This is a genomic window from Flavihumibacter sp. UBA7668, from assembly GCF_002483205.1.
GTDB lineage: Bacteria > Bacteroidota > Bacteroidia > Chitinophagales > Chitinophagaceae > Flavihumibacter.
In genome coordinates this window covers 253722-272463 of sequence record NZ_DLHM01000003.1, presented here as the reverse complement: position 1 = coordinate 272463, position 18742 = coordinate 253722, and the positions used below count along the sequence as shown (strand labels likewise).

Genomic DNA, 18742 nt, shown 5'->3' with positions numbered 1-18742 from the left:
ATTCCGTAAATTGTACACCTAACAACAACACTTAACCGAACATGAGATTTCTCCAGCAAACCCTGGTAGCAGGCTGTTTCCTGATTAGTACAGCCGGATTCGCACAGAAAAATGACTCGCTCATTATTGCAGCGATCGTGAAAGAAGCCAACGAACACTCCCAATTGGAAACCATCGCCCATCAGCTGACAGATGGAATTGGTCCCCGTCTCGTAGGTACCCCGCAAATGAAAAATGCCGCTGATTGGGCTATTGCCAAATACAAGGAATGGGGCATTGATGCCAGAATAGAAAACTGGGGCGAATGGAGAGGCTGGGAGAGAGGCATCACCCATATCGATCTGGTTTCACCCAGAGTGAAATCCATGGAAGGCATGCAGCTGGCCTGGAGCCCCAGTACCAAAGGGAAAACCGTAACCGGCGAAACCATTATCCTGGCAGATCAACCCGATTCTATTTCCTTTCAAAAATGGCTGCCCGCTGTAAAAGGAAAATATGTACTGATTTCACCGAACCAGCCTACCGGGCGGCCCGATTATAACTGGCAGGAATGGGCTACCCCCGCTTCCTTCGAAAAAATGAAAAAGGATCGGGAAGTACAAACCGCAGCCTGGAGAAAACGCATCAGCAATACCGGTCTCAATGCAAAAGCGCTGGCACTGGCTTTGGAAAATGCCGGTGCTGCCGGAGTAGTGATCTGTAACTGGTCCGCCGGATTTGGTGTTAATAAAATCTTCGGCGCCAATACCACCAAAATCCCCACCATCGACGTGGCCCTGGAAGATTATGGCATGTTATTCCGCCTCACAGAATCAGGTGTAAAACCGGTTATCAGTGTTCGGGCTGATTCCAAAGAACTGGGTAAAGTGCCTACGTTTAATACCCTGGCTGAAATCAAGGGAACCGAAAAACCCAATGAATACGTAATGCTCTCTGCCCATTTCGATTCCTGGGATGGCGGTACTGGTGCCACCGACAACGCAACCGGAACCATCGTGATGATGGAAGCCATGCGCATCCTTAAGAAGATTTATCCCAATCCAAAACGTACCATCCTCGTGGGGCATTGGGGCAGTGAGGAACAGGGACTCAATGGTTCCCGTGCCTTCGTGGAAGATCATCCGGAAATCGTTGCCAATTTGCAGGCCTTGTTCAATCAGGATAATGGCACCGGTCGGGTAGCCAATATTGCCGGACAGGGATTCCTGCATGCCTATGATTATATCGGTCGCTGGTTGTCGAAAGTACCGCAGGAAATCCGCAGTGAAATTGAAACCAGTTTCCCCGGCTCTCCCGGTGGTGGTGGATCGGATTATGCTTCCTTTGTGGCAGTTGGCGCGCCTGCTTTCTCCCTGAGTTCCAAAAGCTGGTCTTATGGCAGTTATACCTGGCATACGAATCGCGATACCTACGATAAAATTGTTTTTGACGATGTGCGCAACAATGCCATCCTCACCGCCATCCTCGTGTATATGGCTTGTGAAGAACCACAAAAAACATCCCGCGAAAAAGCTGTTCTGCCCATCAACTCAAGAACCGGCCGACAGGCAGAATGGCCGATGCAGCGGAAAGCAAACAGGACGGGCAACTGAGGAAAGTGAATGAGGTGAATAAGGTGAAGGAGGTGAATAAAGTGAAGGAAGTGAATGGAATACCTCAAATAATTCACCCTTTTCACCCCCTTCACTTTATTCACTTCATTCACCTCATTCACTCCCTTCACCCCCTTCACCTCATTCACATATAAATCATGCAATTCTTCCGAAGTATATCCTTCCTCCTCCTCCTCGTCTCCTTCACCTCACAGGCGCAGGTGTCAACCATGGAGCAGCAACTACAGTCCATCATTGATTCCGGTAAAGCCGTGGGATTTTCAGTGGCTGTGGTGAAAAAGAATAAACTGATTTATACGCATTCCTTCGGATACAAGAATAAAGAAACATCAACTCCCTTAAGCAATGTGGATATTTTCCGCATTGCTTCTATTTCCAAATCCTTTTCCGCCACTTCTATTTTGCAATTAGTGGAAGCAGGGAAATTAAAACTCTCTGATGATGTGAGTGAGCTGGTTGGATTCAATGTAAGAAATCCCCGTTACCCCGATAAGGTTATTACCCTCGAACACCTGTTGTCACATCGCTCCAGTATCAATGACCGGCAGGGCTATTTTACACTCGATGCCATCAATCCCGCTAAAAATCCAAATGCGGATAGTTGTTATAACGACTATGCTCCCGGCGAAGGATATCAGTATTGCAACCTGAACTTCAATATGATTGGCACCATCATTGAAAAATACAGTGGTGAACGATTTGATCAGTATGTAAAACACCATATCCTGGATCCCCTGGATTTGTATGGCGGCTATTGTGTGGATTCATTGGATGCCAGCCGCTTTGCCACTATTTACGAATACCGGAATGATACCCTCGGTTATATAGCTGCACCGGCAGCCTATGCACCCCGCAGTGAAGAAATCCGAAACTATACCATGGGATATAGCACCCCCATTTTTTCTCCCACCGGAGGCATGAAGATTTCTGCAGTTGATCTTGCCCGTTATATGCGAATGCATATGAATTATGGGAAAGCCAATCGCCACAGAATTATTTCCAAAAAAAGCAGCCGCTTAATGCAAACACCGCTTTCTGAAAAATCAGGATATGGACTGGCACTGCATGTTACAAGTACGCTGATACCAGGCAAAACCCTGGTGGGACATACAGGCTCTGCCTACGGATTATACAGCGCTATGTTCTTTGATCCAAAGGAAAAATATGGAATTGTGGTAATCAGTAATGGCTGCCATCCGGCTTATACAGCAGGATTTAATTCAGTAATTCGTAAAGCATTCGAGTTATTGTATAACTATAAAATAGCCAACTAACGCTTGCCCTTGTCAATCGGATACAAATAGTAAAAACTGTACTATTTTATTGACGTTTCTACAACTACCATTGCACTGAAAATTAATGCAATGCTGTTTTTTTTTCGGATTTCCTGTGTACTGATATGTCTTCTGCAGGGGCTTTATGGCTTTGCACAAACGGAGTCGGTTTTTCCAAAAGTAGCCGGGTATGTCGGCATTCTTCACCCAATAGTAACTTTTACAGAGGCTGAAATAACCACTAATTTTGAGTCCTACTATCTGGTAGGTATGCCAACTGGAATTAATATCTGGAAATCATCCCGAATCGGGTTCTCAGCAGAATTTGTTCCTTTCATACGATCAGAAAACGGAAGCAGCCGAATGAGTAATTTTTTATTTCATCCGGGTTTATTGGTTGCTCTTGATCAGGGATGGACCTTTGCAGGCAGGGCAGCATTTGAAACCAACGGTCGATATGGTTTTACACCTGTTATCAATAAGATTGTCAAAAAAAACAAACACAGCGGATATTTTATAGCATTTCCATTTCCTTTTCGCTTTGGTAATGAACATGGGACTTCTTTTACTGCCGGATTTCAATTTGGAATCAGTTTTTAAGTAATGTATATGGAAGCAAATCAATCCTATCGATTAATTAATTTAATCCTTTATTTTTTACGTCTGGGTACAACAGGCTTTGGCGGACCTGTTGCGTTGGTAGGTTATATGCATCGCGATCTGGTAGAAAAGAAGACCTGGATTTCTGAGGATGATTATAAGGAAGGGCTTGCACTGGCACAACTGGCTCCAGGTCCGCTTGCTGCACAACTGGCAATTTATATGGGATATGTACACTATGGGGTTTTGGGCTCCACGCTCGTTGGAATTGCTTTTGTTTTACCTTCTTTTCTGATGGTGCTTGCGCTTGGTTATTTTTATGTACTGTTTGATGGAATCCCCTGGATGCAGGCGGTTTTTTATGGCGTTGGAGCAACTGTTATGGCCATCATCGCAGTTGCTGCTTATAAGCTTTCACGTAAAAGTATCGGAGGAAATAAATTGTATTGGGCAATTGCAATCGTATTGGCAATTTCCACCTTTATTGCCGAACAGGAGAGCATTTGGCTTATTTTACTGGCTGGTGGAATCAGTTGGTGGTATTCCCGCGCACCTAAACAAGTACAAAGCGTGAATTGGTTACCTGGTGTGTTTTTATTCTGGCAATTCAATGGCAGCGAAGTTGATCATGAAAAACTACTGGATATCGGTTTGTTTTTTCTAAAAGCCGGAGCATTTGTTTTTGGCAGTGGCCTGGCCATTGTTCCTTTTTTGTATGGAGGAGTGGTGAATGAATACCAATGGTTGAATGAACAACAATTTCTGGATGCTGTTGCTGTGGCTATGATTACACCCGGACCAGTTGTTATCACCGTTGGATTTATTGGATATCTTACTGCCGGTTGGATGGGAGCAATTGTTGCAGCTCTTGCCACTTTTTTGCCCTGCTATCTTTTTACAGTTCTTCCCGCTCCCTATTTCAAAAAATATGGAAAACATCCCGGAATAAAATCATTTGTGGATGGCGTAACTGCCGGAGCAATTGGTGCAATTATTGGTGCTGTTTTTGTGTTATCCAAACGACAATTTACGGATATTGGTTCGGTGGTGATTGCAGTAGTATCCCTGCTCATATTGATACGGTTTAAAAAAACACCTGAACCACTCTTAATACTTGCCGGTGCAGTTGCAGGAATTATTTATAAATTAATTGTATGAAATGGATTACCAGAGAACGCCCAAAAATTGATCGTATTGCCTGTCCGTGGCTGATTAAAAGATTCATTGACAAAGAAGCGGTTTTTATTTTTGTGCCGTTTGAAGAGGTTCAACCGATTGCTTTAAGCGAAAATGCCATTCCATTTGATGTGCCGGATGTTAAACTCTCTCATGTTGGTCCACTTTGCACCTTTGATGCATTTCTGAAAGAATACCAGTTGCAGGACCCGGCATTGCAGGTGATGGCACCCATTATAAGAGGGGCAGACACTGATCGGCATGAGCTTGCTCCACAGGTTGCCGGACTGTGGGCCATATCAGCAGGACTGGCACATAATTTTAAAGACGATCAGGAATTGCTGAACTATGGCATGGTACTCTATGATGCTCTTTATACCTGGGCGCGTTTTCTGCAAAAAGAAACCCACCTTCAACAACCCTACGAACACCTGTTATGGAAAGTGTACAGCAGTTTCCTTGAAAAAGGTAAAGGAAAGAAAAAACAAATTCCTGAATGGGTGCATGAACTAAGCAATCTTCTGCAGGATCACATCGATACAACTTTAAGCTTAAAGGAAATTTCCAATTCACTTGATTTACATCCCTCTTATATTTCCAGGGAATTCCCTACCTACTTTAATAATCTCAGTTTTGGTGATTACCTGCGACAGCAGCGAATTGAAAAAGCAAAAGATCTCATGGTGAATGAAGAATATTCGCTAACGGATATTACTTACCTGACCGGATTTTCTGATCAAAGTCACTTCACACGCATCTTTAAAAAAGTAACGGGCGTAAATCCACTTACGTATAGAAAAAAATTATTGGGCAGGTAGAATTAGGAATAAACTTTTAGGGAGTATACTTGATTCCTGCTTTCTTTTTTAGTTTGGCAATGAGTGCAAGCAATGGTTTACGATTTCCTGCTTCATGATAAAACTTAGGAAGCTTTTCCAGGAAGGTAAAACCTGTTCGGTTATGGTGCTCACGCAGTCCCGCTGCGATATATTTTTCCAGATAGAGCAGGTGCTCCGGATTATAGGCAAATAAATAGGAATCTTTAAAATCAGCTTTCAGAAAAAGTTCGGCATCGAAAAAATTGTGGGCAGCCATAATCCAGTTGGAAGACGCATCTCCTGTACTGCACTCCTGGTTATGTCCGCATTGCGTACACACTAGCCGGGCTGTTTTGGATACAGTGTCTGCACTGGCAATCGCTTTTTCTTCACATGCCGGACAATGCACCCAGATCTCCCGATAGAAATCGGAGAGTCTTTTGTTTTCATCTCTGAATCTGGAATCTTTCATTGTGCGGGTGAAAATATTACTTTCTGTCAAACCCGGCTAACAGAAAAAAAATACGAAAAACCCTGATAGAATTTGGAGAGTTGGGAATTATGTATTTATTTTGTCTATCTAAATAGTAGACTAGTAAAAATCAAAGAGAATTCTGTTCGTTAACCACCAGCAAACAGATCGGTCTGCTTAAAATTATTTTTATGATAACGCAAAGTCAAAATGCACAAATCAGGACGCGGGTGGTAGTTCAGGCGCATTATTTTTCTTCTCTGTATTGTTGTTGTTAGAACAAGCCCCTTCATTTTATTTAGGTTTTCTAATTGAGCTGTTGTAAATCGCCAACAATCATTTATTGGTGTCGGTGAATTGCGTTCAGCTACCCCTGTTTGCTATCGGTAAATAACCGGTACAGGCACTCTATTACCTTACTTTTCAATTAATCCCCCATGTATGTCAAATATGCTGTAAAGCATTTCAGATTTTTGTTTTTTATTCTATTTGCTTCTCAGGTAATCGGACAATCCTCCCGTGATTCTGTTTCGGAAAATGCCATCACCGGAATTGTTCTGGACGCCAAAACACAACAACCGCTGGCAGGTGCTGTAGTGCAGACAAAAGATCTGCCATTGGAAGTTATTACCGATAAAAACGGACAGTTCCTTTTGAAAGGGATTAATAAGTTACCTTTTGTTATTCAGATTACCTATATCGGATACGAGCGATTGGAACAAACGGTTTCAAAAAGAATCAATCAATTTCAGTTACAACCTAAACCGAGTGACCTTAATGAAGTTGTAGTGGTTGGATACGGTACGCAAAAACGATCTGATATAACCGGTTCTGTTGCTAAAATAAACCCGGCTGAATTAAAACGGATTCCTGTTGCAAGTTTTGATGCACAATTACAGGGGGCATCACCTGGCTTACAGGTAATTTCAAATTCCGGCGTACCAGGTGAAGCAGCATTTGTTCGTGTTCGTGGAACAACTTCTATCAATTCCAGCAGCGATCCACTCTATATAATCGATGGCGTTTTTTTGAATAATAACAGTTTGCAAACAACCAATCTTGGTGGAAGAACAACTTCCCCGCTGGCTGATATCAATCCGGCTGATATTGAAAGTATTGAAGTGTTGAAAGATGCTGCTGCCACCGCAATTTATGGCTCACGCGGAGCAAATGGAGTAATCATCGTAACAACCAAAAAAGGCAGCTTTAATGCAAAGCCCAAAGTGTCGCTGAATATTTCCAATGGCTGGGTGGAAGCGGATAAATCTACTTTACCGGATTTGGCAAGCGGACCGGAAACAGCCAGTCTGGCAAATGAATACTGGATTAATTCAGGTATTGATAATCCCGGATTGAACAGAACGTTTGCTAATCGTCCCTTTCGTCCAAGATCAGAAGGTGGAAGTGGATTGCCTGAAGAGCAGGAAACCTTCGACAGATTAGGAGATCTGTTAAGAAAAGGTCGGGTGCAGGATTATAATCTGGCGGTAGAAGGTGGCTCCAATAGTTCGCGCTATTACCTGGGTGTTGGTTATACGGATCAGGATGCTTTTTTTAAAGTAATCGGCTTTAATAGAGTTGGTGTAAAATTCAATTTTGATCAGAAGTTAACCGATCGGATAAGTTTCGGTTTAACGAATAATTTTTCCCGCAGCTATCGCAACCAGGCCCGTACGGGTGATGGTCCTCAGGTTAGTTTATGGAATTCAGCCGTCTCCTCTGCCACCTATTCACCCAAATTTGCTGAAGATGGCACCTCCGTTGGGTCTGATAATACCTATGTGCTTATCGAGAATTACGATGTAAATACCAAAAGTATACGTTATGTCGGAAGTGCCTATCTGGATGCACAGATAGCAAAAGGATTAAAGTTTAGAAGCAGTTTCAGTTTGGATTACAATACCTATGATGAAGACCAATATTGGAACTCAAAAACCAGTATTGGAAGAGCAGCAAATGGACAGGCCATCTCTGCCATATCACAAAACAATACATGGATAAATGAACAAACCTTAACTTATCAAACAAAATGGGGATTACATGGATTAACTGCATTGGCCGGAAACACTATTCAAAGCAGTGATCTTGCCTACACGTATGCAGAAGGACGAGGATTTCCAAATGATAATTATAAATTAATCTCTTCTGCATCTATACAAACCTCTTCAGAATCCTATACAAAATTTGCGCTCTCTTCTTTTTTTGGACGGATCGGATACAATTATGCTTCCAGGTATTTTGCAGAAGCTACACTTCGTGCAGATGCATCTTCCAAATTCGGGGAAAACAAGCAATGGGGTTATTTTCCTGCATTTTCACTGGGTTGGAGAATTAAAGAAGAACAATTTCTTAAAGAGGTAAGCTGGTTAAATGAATTGAAATTGAGGGCATCCTATGGCTTAACCGGTAATCAGTCTGGCATTGATAATTTTGCTTCCCGTGGATTGTGGTCCGGAGGTTCCGGTTATGCAGATGTACATGGCACCCCCTTGCCAGGTATTGGTCCACGGCAATTAGGCAATCAAAACCTGAGTTGGGAAAAAACTGCCCAAACAGACATTGGTGTAGACCTGGCACTGAACAACAACCGGCTTTCCATAACCGCCGACTGGTATCGAAAATATACCTCCGGAATTCTTTTACAGCAACCGCTTCCTTCCTCCAGTGGTTTTAGTTCCTATTGGGAGAATGTTGGTGAAGTAAGCAATACCGGTTGGGAACTCACCATCAATAATGTGAACCTGAACGAACGGAATTTCAGCTGGCGCTCGGGTTTGAATATTTCCGGTAACCGGAACAAAATTGAACGGCTTCCCACACCAATCACCAGATACACCCGCGACTGGGTAATACTGCAGGAAGGCTATTCAATGAATTCATTCTGGCTGTACAACCAGCTCTATGTTGATTCTAAAACCGGTGATGCGGTATTCGAAGGCCAGGAAGACGGATTAACTGTTGAAGACAGAAAAATAATGAACAGTTTTTATCCAAAATTTTATGGCGGATTAAGTAACTCCTTTACCTACCGCAATTTTGATTTCAGTTTCCTGTTCAGTTTTCAATACGGTAATTATTCCCTGAATCTGCAACGTTATTTCCGGGAGCGGAATCCATTAAGTGGCGGTGTATTAACGAATCTTTCCAATCGTTGGAAGCAGGAAGGTGATGTGACGGATATGCCCAGGTTAACATCTGTTGGAAATAACTATTCACTTGATCAGAATAGCCGATACCTTGAAGATGCTTCTTTTTTGCGGCTTCGGCAAGTTTCATTGGGGTATAATCTTCCTGCAAAATGGGCACAACTGGCTTTGCTGAAGTCTGCCCGTATTTATGCAGTTGCCACCAATCTTTTCCTATTGACAAAATATACAGGAGATCCTGAATCAAATGTAACCTCTGATCCTACAGCACAGGGAATCGGATCTTTTGGAACACCTCCGCAGCCGCGCGGTTTTCAGTTCGGCATTAACCTTACCCTTTAACCACATTAAGTATTGACATCATGAAAAAGTTTTTAATTAATATAAGTTTACTGGCTACTTTATCATTTGGTTCCTGCAAAAAAATCCTGGAAGTGGATCCGGTGGAGTTTACATCCGATGATATCACCATTATTGATGAAAATTCTGCCCGAACGGCAGTGCGAGGAGTGTATAATCAGCTTGCTTCCAATGGATATTATGGTTATACGTTTCAGACCCTTGGATTCTTTTCAGGAGATAATATTCAATATACCGGTTCCCAGACAGTAAATAATCAATTGACCAATCATGACGTAAAAGCTGACCTGGCGGCATTATCAACTGCATGGACAGCTATTTATAATACTATCAACCGGGCTAATCATGTAATTGAAAAAGTGCCTTCACTGGCTGCCACACCAACGCTGACCCAGGCAGTAAAAGATCAGTTGGCAGGAGAGGCTTATTTTATCAGGGCTCTAAGCTATTTTGACCTGGCCAGAACATGGGGTGGTGTGCAACTGGTACTGGTGCCTACCAAATCGGCCAGTGATCGGCCCATTATACCAAGAAGTACCCAGGCTGCAACCTATAATCAGGTGCTTAGTGATTTGGAAACGGCTGAAAGCTTGTTGCCACAAACCACCAATCGAATTCGTGCAACCAAAAAAACAGTATGGGCTTTACGCGCTCGCTTTCATCTGTACCGGCAGGAATGGGCACTGGCTGAAGAATATGCAACCAAACTAATTGATGATGCAGCAAACTACACGTTAGTTCAACCATATCAGAATTTTTTCGCCAACAGCAGTTCCAATACGAGTGAGTCTGTGCTTGAATTATACTATAGTACAGCAGTAACCAATAACCAGGCTTCCCAATGGTTGCCAACTACCAAAGGGGGAGTAGGCTGGATTAAACCTACTAATCAGGTGGTTGAATTATTGAATGATCCAGCCAAAGGAGGAAATAGAAACAGTCTGCTGCAAAAAGTAGTGTTAAGCGGCGCAGATAACTGGTTTGGAAATCTTTATTACAGGTCAGATCGTACAGATCCGGCATTTCTGATCCGGATTGCAGAAGTTGTACTTAATCGTGCCGAAGCCAGGGCCAATCAGGATAAACTGGAAGCAGCTCTTGCCGATCTAAATAAAATCAGGATTCGTGCTGGTGTTCAACCAATCGAAGGAGAAACCGATAAAACCAATTTACTACTGGCTATTGAGAACGAACGAAGACTGGAGTTTGCACTCGAAAATCATCGCTGGTATGATTTGGTCCGTACCAACCGCGCACAGGCTGTACTGGGAATCACTGATTCGAATAAGCTATTGCTGCCTATTCCTTTCAGGGAGTTACTTGTTGATGCGCAACTACAACAAAATCCGGGATACGGTGAATAATGGTAAATCAAAATCTGTCAGTTATGTTTAGAATTCTGCTTGTATTTGTTGTACTGTTATCTGTTCCATTGAATGTTGAGTACTACAACGCTTTTTTTTCAATAAAATTTAGTGAGCTGAACTTTCAGGATATATTTCAGCTGCTGCATCATCGTCCGGGTATTGTTTCCTTCGGCAGATCAGGGTTGATTAGTTATGCCGGATGGGGACTGACCCTTCTTGCAGCAATTCTTCTGGCTTTAGTGTGGCAAAAACGGGATAAGGGGGCAGCAACTGCTGCTTCCCTTTATCAATTCATTCTTGATTTTGTTCGATTTCGGTTATCTATTGGAGTGCTGTTTTATGGCGTTTTGTTATTGTTGTCGCTGTATTTTCCAAAACCGGCCATTAGTGATCTGCACTCACAATACGGGCAGCTTGCACCCTGGAAAATTTATTTTCTATCCTCTGCAGTGGCATCTGCAGGATACATTCAGACGATTGGCGTCTTTCTAATATTGGGTGCTCTGCTGGTACTTTGGAACAGGACAGTAGTAGCTGGTGTGCTGATACTGTTATTTGTTTTAAGTAATGTGGTGCTGGCAAATTTTGCCTATTCAATTGGCGATCATTTACAGGCCAGTTATTTGTTTCTATTAGCCCTGGTGCTCTTGATTCCGGAATTGCCGAGCTTGTATTCCTTATTGATACTGCGTACAAAAACCTATACCGAAGCTATTCAGAAGGAAACGAATCCGGTGTTTGATTCCATTCGGAAAGGAGGTCTACTCTTATATGTGCTAACTGCACTGGTATTTGTTACCCTGGCCGCATTTGGAACACGGTCTGCAGAATGGCCCTACGATCGGTATGAGCACTTTAGTGGGATAGCCGGGTATTATCAGGTTCATTCCTTTAAGCAGGGAGAACAGGAATTTCCTGTTTCCTTAACGGATAGTATCCGCTGGAAGGATGTTGTATTTGAAGATGGACCTCAATTGAGTATTCGAAAAAATCATCCTTCCCATCTGTATGATATAAATCCGGCAGAAGTTTGGGATTCAGGAAATCCGAATGTATACCTGGCAGCAGGTAATGCAGACCGACTATTTTATTCCTATACGGTTGATAAGGATTCCATACGATTGGTGGATTTGGTAACGAAAGAACCTTCCTACACATTTCAGTTGGTTCAATCCGATTCGGCTAAAATTTTATTGAACGGATTTAAGCAGGATGGAACTCCGGTTACTATTTCCCTGACAAAAATTAATAAACAATATCTCCTGCACAAAGGGAGAAGAAAACCTATTGTTATAAACTGAAAAAATGCCTTTTATGTTGTCTGATTCAATTAGTTTACCGGGGTATGGAAAATATAACCAGGCCGAAACGGTGCAGGAGCAATCAACTTCGTTAAAAAAGTTTGGGATTCGCTGGCTCTTTCTTTTTACGCTGATTTTTGTAGTACCCTACGAATGGGAATGGTACCAGCGACTTATGGAGTCACGGTCTTTTTTCTGGTACCTTTCAAGTATTGCCGGTTATCGCCCTAATTTGATCGATATTCAATCAGAAAGTGGCAGATGGGGATTAGCAGGTTATGCCAGTTGGGGCATTGCTGCACTGCTGTCGTTCAGTGGGGCACTTATCTGGACGCTCATTGCAAGATGGCTGCCTAAACCAAATTATTCTGCCATTTATTATTGGACCCGGGTATTGATTCGATATAGAATTGCCCTGGGAATCATTGCATTCGGATTTTTAAAAGTTTATCCCATGCAGATGCCTTTTCCCGGTATTTCCAATCTGTCTACTGATTTTGGCGATTACAATACATACAAAATTTACTGGCAGCATATTGGAATTTCTACCTGGTACCAAATTTTATTGGGATGGGTAGAAGTATTGGCAGGGGTGTTGCTATTTTTTCGATCAACTGTTTTTTTAGGTGCACTATTGAATGCAGGTGTGCTCTTTAATATTGCACATGCCAATTTTGCTTATGACGGAGGGGTTCATGTGTACAGTTCTTTCTTCGTGTTGTTTGCATTGATACTGCTTATTCCTTACCTGATTGAACTGTGGAAATTATATGTATTGAAACAGGATGTTACTCCTGTAGAATATGTGCCGGAATATAAGCCGCTATTCAGGAAGTTTCTTTTATCTGCAAAAATAGGAATCGTTTTATTATTTACAATTGTATATGGAGCACTTCGCTATCAGGTTCATTATAAGGAAGGTTATTTGAAGGAACCCATTACACCAGGTCTGCCGAATGCAAAAGGCTTGTACAATGTAACAGAGTTTCGTTTAAATGACCAGGTGCTGCCTTATGATCCGCAGGATTCTGTTAGGTGGCAGCAGGTGATGCTTGAAAACTGGAGTACACTGGTTTACAAAGTGAATAAACCCTTTTCCATTTCTCTCGTCAATGGTACACCCAATGAAAAAGATATTGACCGGACCTATGAATTGGCAGGTATTGGGGGAGGTAAACGTTTTCTTTATTATACCATTGATTCCGTTCATCAGACACTTACTCTGTATGACAAAAATAAAGTGAGTGATCGCAGAAATCGGGGCAGGGCATCAGCTTCCACTGCGAAAAAGAAAAAACAGGAAACCCCCTTGTATATATGGAAATATGAACGGCCCAATGCTGACCGACTCATTCTGAGCGGACCTTTTGGGAAAAAAGATTCCATCTACGTGGTGTTGGATCGTAGCAGGGATGCGTTTGCACTTCAATCATATACTCAATAAATCTACTTATGAAAAAGATACTTGGACTTTGCTCTGTGCTATTGTTCTTTGGTTGCAAAAATGCGGACAAGAAATTTACCCAGGTTGATCCTGTAGTATTTGAGAAAGAAATCAACGATCAGCAGGTGACTTTGCTGGATGTACGTACGCCGGATGAATTTAATGCCGGTCATATTGAAGGTGCAGCACTGATTAACTGGAAGGATTCTCTTTCCTTTAAAGCTGCAGCAGGTAAACTGGAACGGAATCATCCGGTTTACCTGTATTGCAAATCCGGAGGAAGAAGTGCCAAAGCAGCCGACTGGCTGGTAAAACAGGGATTTCAGGAAGTAATTGAATTAAAAGGTGGTATTGAAAATTGGCGAACTGCCGGATTACCCATAACAACGCCATGAATCTGATTATTTCTTTTTTCTGCAGTATTGCCGGGTCGCTGACGCCAGGCACCATTAATTTGTCGGTATTGCAATCGGGCCTAAACGGGCAGGCAAAAATGGGAAGGCGAATGGCTTTGGCCGCCGGTTTGATGGAATACTTCTATGCCGGCATGGCTATTTATTTTGAGGCGCTGATCAATCGGCAAATTGGGGTATTTACCTGGTTTAAACTGTTAGCGGCAATTATACTGCTGGTACTTGGAGGAGCCGCGTTGCTTCCCGGAAAAACAATGAAGAAAAAGACTGCTCCAAAAACAGGGGGTTTTAGAAAAGGTCTTTTACTGGGGTTGTTGAATCCGCTCGCAATGCCTTTCTGGATAAGCATAATTGCTTACTTGAAATCGATGGACTGGATCCGTTTGAATAACTGGATGGAAATTCATCTTTTTCTACTTGGTGTATCACTTGGAGTATTTAGTCTGCTTTTAGGTGTGACGTATGCTGCAGAAAAAATTCAGCGGAAGGGATGGGTTCAATCGGATCTGCTAATTCAACTGCCATCCTGGTTGATGCTGGTATTGGGAATAATTGGAATTGTTCATTTTCTTATTCTTTAAAATATAGTCTAATCAAACACACTCATGAAAAGCAATGTGGCCGAGTGGTTAGGTGGAGGTCTGCAAAACCTTTTACAGCGGTTCGAATCCGCTCGTTGCTTCTTTTCTTAATTTCTAAATTGTTTTAAATGTCAGATACGAATCCAGTTCTTTGAAAGGAGCCATAAAAAAAACTACCGGTAAAGGCCGGTAGTTTTTTTATTGTAGTATGGTTTTGTTTATAAACTATATCGAAGTGTAACACCATAAGTCCGCTGATCACCTAATACGCCGGCATAATGCCCTGCATTACCTGCAGCTGGCAGTAGTTGCTCAAAGTAATTTTTATTTAGCAGGTTTCTGCCCCATAGAAATACACTGATTCCTTCACGGGAGCGGAATCCCAACCGGCCATTAAACAAGGCATAACCGGGAACATTCAGGTACTTGGAAGGAGAGGCACTGGACGAGAAACCTGATCTGAAATAATTGTCTACCGCCAGAAAATACCGCCCTTCTTTCGTGAATGCTTTTATCCGTTTTGACTGAATCTCGCCACCAATGGAACCTGCCCATTTTGAAATACCGGGCAGTTCACCTGCTGATACATCCTTAAAGGAAGTAGAAGCCCCGGTTTCCTCCAATGGTACCGGTGCATTGGTAAAGGACAGGTACCTGCCTTCGGTATAAGCGAGGTTGCCATAAAATGTAAAATGATCATTTAGTTTATAATTGGCATCGGTTTCAACTCCTCTTACTCTTACTTTCTCTGCATTGGCCAGATATCCTCTGTTAACACCCACTTCAGCTGTCTGAACCTGTGTCTGGTAATCTTTAATATCAGTTTGATGAACCACTACATTAAAAATGAAGTTTCGGCTGGGCGTCGTCTTTACACCAATTTCATAATGGGTAACACCCTCCGGTTTGATACGTGCCAGATCTGTCAGCACTTCTCCATTGGCGGTGGGTAATCCGCCCAGGTTTACACCAACTGGTTTATAGCTTAGTGAATAGGTGGCAAATGCATTGATATCGCTGCGTACCTTATACGACACCGTTAGTTGTCCGGAGAAATTACTTTCATCCACATCTGCAGTAAACGCCTGATCGGTATATACCGCTCTTTTCAAAGCCAGCAGGGCAGGATCTTCGGTATCCAATCCGCCATAGGTTTTCCTGTCAAAATCCACTTCTTTTTTATCATAATTGTAGCGGATCCCCGGCAATACATGCAGCTTTTCAGTTATTGCCCAATCCAGTTGCCCAAATACCGCTGCGCCGAATGTTTTCAGCCTGGAATTGGTTCGGATTCCATATCCTTCAAACAAACCGGGAGTTTCCCATAAAGAACTGGTGCTGCTTTGGGAGAAACGCCATTGTGCTGATCCGGATTCCTCAATATGAAAGGGATCTGTTTTTAAATCCTGTCCAATCAGAAACACTCCTGCAACTCCACTGAGCCTGGAAGAAAAATCACCGGCATAGCGGATTTCCTGTGTCCATTGCTGGTGTTTGGAAGTAGCCTGTGAAAGGGTCAGTACAGGTAATCCGGTAAAGTCACGGTCATTAGACGGATCCCAGTTCCAATACCTCCAGGCAGTTGTGGAAGTTAGGGTACCGGCTCCGACTTTGGCATCTATATTTACCGATGCACCGCCCAACTGATTGCCTGATCTCCAGGTGGTATTATGATCTATTTTGCGATCGAATGGATTTCTGCTGGGCAATTGATAACCCAGGTCGGCAATGATGGAATCAAACTGACGGTAGCCTGCCCGCTGGGTTTGTACCACACCGGCTACCACCTGCGCATAACCATCCGGTTTCTGATCGGTAATATCCCCTATGAAGGTAATTTTCAGTTTATCTGTTGGGGTATATAATAGTTGTCCGCGTACGCCAATATTGTTGAGGTCATTCACTGATTTTCCCGTGGCTACATTCTCTAATAAACCATTTCGCTGCGTACCGGAAAAGGAAATCCGTCCGGCTAGTTTTTTTGTAATGCCTCCTGTTATGGATGCTTTCGCCTGCACAAATCCATAATTGCCATAGCTTACTTCGAAATTGGCGCCCGGTTTAAATTTGGGTGCTTTCGTGGTTATATTAAATGCACCGGCTGTGGTGTTTTTGCCAAACAGGGTGCCCTGTGGACCTCTCAGCACTTCCACCTGCTCAATGTCGATAAAATCCAGCGTAGTGGCAGCCGGACGGGCATAATACACGCCATCCACATAGAATCCAACACCCGGATCAATGCCATCATTGGTTAGTCCGAAAGTGGATCCGATACCCCGGATATTCAGGGTGGTATTACGCGGATTGGAGGAATAGAGCTGAACCGTAGGTACTAATTCCTTCAACCGGTTTACATTAAATGCACCGGCATCTTCCACCTGGGCCCCTCCCAAAACAGAAATGGGAATGGGTACATCCTGTGCCGTTTCTACTCTTCTGCGGGAGGTAATCACCACCTCTGATAACTGATTATTTTCGATCAGGATAATGGTTAAACTGGAATCTTTTAACTGGGTTAATTCCACTTCACTGGACGTATAGCCGGCTGAACTGATCAATAAGGTAAAAGGCAGGTTTCTGCTGGTGCTCAGTACGAATTTTCCCCTGGAATCAGCTACTGTGGAGGTATTGGTGCCTTTTACTTTAATGGTAGCTGCTTCCACTGCCTGGCCCTTTTCATCTTTAATGGTTCCGGATAAAGTGGTCTGCGCCTGGCTGAATAAGGCGCCTGCCAGAAATACAAGGATTAGAAAATGATGCTTCATTGCAATGGTTTCGATGGTTAATAGTAGGCATAAGTAGGCTGTTTTGATAATATATACGAGATATACTATCAATTAGATAGACTAATTATGCCGGGTAATGAGTAATAAAGTCTATTGAATCAATAGACAATGTAAAACTAGTTAAAATATTTAATCCACCAAATTAGTAGACTTTATTTTTTTGGGATTTCGATAAATGGGAGCAAGGCGGTTTGGCACCATTAAGTATCTTAGGCTTTATGGAAAATTCAACAGCCTGGTATTTGTTTGATGGAATGGATCAACTGGATACGCCTGCTCTCGTCGTATACCCGCAGCGGGTGCAGCATAATATTGATACGGCAATTAAAATGGTAGGCAACCCGGATCGGTTACGACCGCATGCAAAAACGCATAAATCGCCTGATCTGACCAGGATGCTGCTGGCTTCCGGCATCAGGCAATTCAAATGCTCTACTATTGCAGAAGCAGAAATGCTGGCAAAGGAAGGTGTGCCGGATATATTGCTGGCCTACCAGCCAGTGGGACCGAAAATCGATCGGTTCTTTCAATTGATGGAGACCTATCCCGGTACTATATTTTCCTGTCTGGTGGATGATAGAACGGCTGCATTGGAACTGATGAAAAAATCCGGTGCGCTTCACTTACCGCTTACTGTTTATATGGATCTGAATGTGGGAATGCAACGTACCGGAACCAAACCGGATGAGGATGCCCTTGAATTCTATACGGATTTATACAAAGAACCTCAGGTTAACATAAAAGGATTGCATGCATACGACGGACATATATCCGATCCTGATCCGATCCTTCGCCAGCAACGTGTGGAAGCTGCATTTGCACCGGTATGGGCAATGAAAAAAGAATTGATTCGAAGAGGCATTAAAGAAGTTGAAATCATTGCCGGCGGAATGCCCAGCTTTGCTATGCTCGCCAGCTATCCCGATCTGGTTTGCAGTCCGGGTACCTTTGTCTATTGGGATAAATCTTATACTGATAAACTATCAGACACCGATTTTATTCCTGCTGCATTGGTACTTAGCAGGGTGGTTTCAAAGCCGGAGGAAAACAGGGTTACCCTTGACCTCGGGCATAAATCCATTGCCTCCGAAAACAGTCTGGATAAACGGGTGCATTGGTTAAACGCATCCGGCTTAACAGCAGTTGGACATAGCGAAGAACATTTTTTCTTTACGAGTGAGGGGGCTGCCAATTTGGAAATTGGAGACCTGCTCTTTGGAATGCCCTATCATGTTTGTCCCACTATTGCTTTGTATGAAAAAGCGATTACGGTCATCGATCAGCAAATTGCCGGCAACTGGGAAACAGTTGCAAGGGCAAGAACCCTGTCTCTCTAAAAGCGGATTTTAATCTGCAGAATGCGCAATTTAGCTACACAGGTTATCGGGCTC

General features: G+C 43.0%; 14 protein-coding genes and 1 tRNA gene. 13 read left to right on the top strand and 2 right to left on the bottom strand.

The genetic code is table 11. From position 1 onward, the window contains the following. Positions 1-41 precede the first annotated feature (41 nt). From B2746_RS06945 to B2746_RS06925, 5 genes are all read left to right on the top strand, one after another. A complete protein-coding gene (locus B2746_RS06945) occupies positions 42-1592 on the top strand; it encodes a M20/M25/M40 family metallo-hydrolase (protein WP_290792133.1) in 1551 nt (516 codons plus the stop codon). 158 nt (positions 1593-1750) lie between these two features. Continuing rightward, entirely contained in the window at positions 1751-2887 is a 1137-nt protein-coding gene (locus tag B2746_RS06940) for a serine hydrolase domain-containing protein (protein ID WP_290792132.1), read from the top strand. 90 nt (positions 2888-2977) lie between these two features. Continuing rightward, on the top strand, positions 2978-3487 hold the full coding sequence (locus tag B2746_RS06935) for a hypothetical protein (RefSeq protein WP_290792131.1): 510 nt from the start codon (positions 2978-2980) through the stop codon (positions 3485-3487). Positions 3488-3496: 9 nt separating this feature from the next. Beyond that, positions 3497-4645, top strand: a complete 1149-nt coding sequence (locus B2746_RS06930) for a chromate transporter (RefSeq protein ID WP_290792130.1) — start codon at positions 3497-3499, stop codon at positions 4643-4645. Further along, entirely contained in the window at positions 4642-5481 is an 840-nt protein-coding gene (locus B2746_RS06925; protein ID WP_290792129.1) for a chromate resistance protein ChrB domain-containing protein, read from the top strand. The genes B2746_RS06930 and B2746_RS06925 overlap by 4 nt, the downstream gene beginning before the upstream one ends. Before the next feature lie 16 nt (positions 5482-5497). On the opposite strand, the gene B2746_RS06920 is transcribed toward B2746_RS06925, so the two are convergent. Next, positions 5498-5953, bottom strand: coding sequence for a hypothetical protein (locus B2746_RS06920; protein WP_290792128.1), 456 nt, complete (start codon positions 5951-5953; stop codon positions 5498-5500). 437 nt (positions 5954-6390) lie between these two features. Here B2746_RS06920 and B2746_RS06915 point away from each other — a divergent pair, with 437 nt between their 5' ends. The 7 genes from B2746_RS06915 to B2746_RS06885 all read left to right on the top strand — a co-directional run bounded on the left by B2746_RS06915 (position 6391) and on the right by B2746_RS06885 (position 14666). Beyond that, positions 6391-9441 (top strand): SusC/RagA family TonB-linked outer membrane protein, encoded by a 3051-nt coding sequence (locus B2746_RS06915; RefSeq protein ID WP_290792127.1) that lies wholly within the window; start codon positions 6391-6393, stop codon positions 9439-9441. Positions 9442-9461: 20 nt separating this feature from the next. Then, entirely contained in the window at positions 9462-10823 is a 1362-nt protein-coding gene (locus tag B2746_RS06910; protein ID WP_290792126.1) for a RagB/SusD family nutrient uptake outer membrane protein, read from the top strand. 23 nt (positions 10824-10846) lie between these two features. Further along, positions 10847-12127 (top strand): hypothetical protein, encoded by a 1281-nt coding sequence (locus B2746_RS06905; protein WP_290792125.1) that lies wholly within the window; start codon positions 10847-10849, stop codon positions 12125-12127. A gap of 13 nt (positions 12128-12140) precedes the next feature. Further along, the gene (locus tag B2746_RS06900) at positions 12141-13571 is read left to right on the top strand and encodes a hypothetical protein (protein WP_290792124.1); all 1431 of its coding nucleotides are present in this window, start codon (positions 12141-12143) and stop codon (positions 13569-13571) included. Between the two features lie 8 nt (positions 13572-13579). Next, the gene (locus tag B2746_RS06895; RefSeq protein ID WP_290792123.1) at positions 13580-13966 is read left to right on the top strand and encodes a rhodanese-like domain-containing protein; all 387 of its coding nucleotides are present in this window, start codon (positions 13580-13582) and stop codon (positions 13964-13966) included. Further along, positions 13963-14565: a LysE family transporter gene (locus tag B2746_RS06890; RefSeq protein WP_290792122.1), complete on the top strand. Its 603-nt coding sequence runs from the start codon at positions 13963-13965 to the stop codon at positions 14563-14565. The genes B2746_RS06895 and B2746_RS06890 overlap by 4 nt, the downstream gene beginning before the upstream one ends. Before the next feature lie 30 nt (positions 14566-14595). After that, positions 14596-14666 (top strand) — tRNA-Cys (locus B2746_RS06885). 117 nt (positions 14667-14783) lie between these two features. Here B2746_RS06885 and B2746_RS06880 read toward each other — a convergent pair. Beyond that, positions 14784-17330 carry a TonB-dependent receptor gene (locus B2746_RS06880; RefSeq protein ID WP_290792121.1) on the bottom strand — a complete coding sequence of 849 codons (2547 nt, stop codon included), beginning with the start codon at positions 17328-17330 and terminating at the stop codon, positions 14784-14786. Positions 17331-17569: 239 nt separating this feature from the next. On the opposite strand from B2746_RS06880, the gene B2746_RS06875 reads away from it, so the two are divergent. After that, the gene (locus B2746_RS06875) at positions 17570-18688 is read left to right on the top strand and encodes a D-TA family PLP-dependent enzyme (protein ID WP_290792120.1); all 1119 of its coding nucleotides are present in this window, start codon (positions 17570-17572) and stop codon (positions 18686-18688) included. The last annotated feature ends 54 nt before the right edge of the window (positions 18689-18742 follow it).

What these genes read in the sequence shown, in the direction of transcription:
- B2746_RS06945 (WP_290792133.1), top strand. Translation starts at nt 42, where the DNA reads ATGAGATTTCTCCAGCAAACCCTGGTAGCAGGCTGTTTCCTGATTAGT.
- B2746_RS06940 (WP_290792132.1), top strand. Translation starts at nt 1,751, where the DNA reads ATGCAATTCTTCCGAAGTATATCCTTCCTCCTCCTCCTCGTCTCCTTC.
- B2746_RS06935 (WP_290792131.1), top strand. Translation starts at nt 2,978, where the DNA reads ATGCTGTTTTTTTTTCGGATTTCCTGTGTACTGATATGTCTTCTGCAG.
- B2746_RS06930 (WP_290792130.1), top strand. Translation starts at nt 3,497, where the DNA reads ATGGAAGCAAATCAATCCTATCGATTAATTAATTTAATCCTTTATTTT.
- B2746_RS06925 (WP_290792129.1), top strand. Translation starts at nt 4,642, where the DNA reads ATGAAATGGATTACCAGAGAACGCCCAAAAATTGATCGTATTGCCTGT.
- B2746_RS06920 (WP_290792128.1), bottom strand. Translation starts at nt 5,953, where the DNA reads ATGAAAGATTCCAGATTCAGAGATGAAAACAAAAGACTCTCCGATTTC.
- B2746_RS06915 (WP_290792127.1), top strand. Translation starts at nt 6,391, where the DNA reads ATGTATGTCAAATATGCTGTAAAGCATTTCAGATTTTTGTTTTTTATT.
- B2746_RS06910 (WP_290792126.1), top strand. Translation starts at nt 9,462, where the DNA reads ATGAAAAAGTTTTTAATTAATATAAGTTTACTGGCTACTTTATCATTT.
- B2746_RS06905 (WP_290792125.1), top strand. Translation starts at nt 10,847, where the DNA reads ATGTTTAGAATTCTGCTTGTATTTGTTGTACTGTTATCTGTTCCATTG.
- B2746_RS06900 (WP_290792124.1), top strand. Translation starts at nt 12,141, where the DNA reads ATGTTGTCTGATTCAATTAGTTTACCGGGGTATGGAAAATATAACCAG.
- B2746_RS06895 (WP_290792123.1), top strand. Translation starts at nt 13,580, where the DNA reads ATGAAAAAGATACTTGGACTTTGCTCTGTGCTATTGTTCTTTGGTTGC.
- B2746_RS06890 (WP_290792122.1), top strand. Translation starts at nt 13,963, where the DNA reads ATGAATCTGATTATTTCTTTTTTCTGCAGTATTGCCGGGTCGCTGACG.
- B2746_RS06880 (WP_290792121.1), bottom strand. Translation starts at nt 17,330, where the DNA reads ATGAAGCATCATTTTCTAATCCTTGTATTTCTGGCAGGCGCCTTATTC.
- B2746_RS06875 (WP_290792120.1), top strand. Translation starts at nt 17,570, where the DNA reads ATGGAAAATTCAACAGCCTGGTATTTGTTTGATGGAATGGATCAACTG.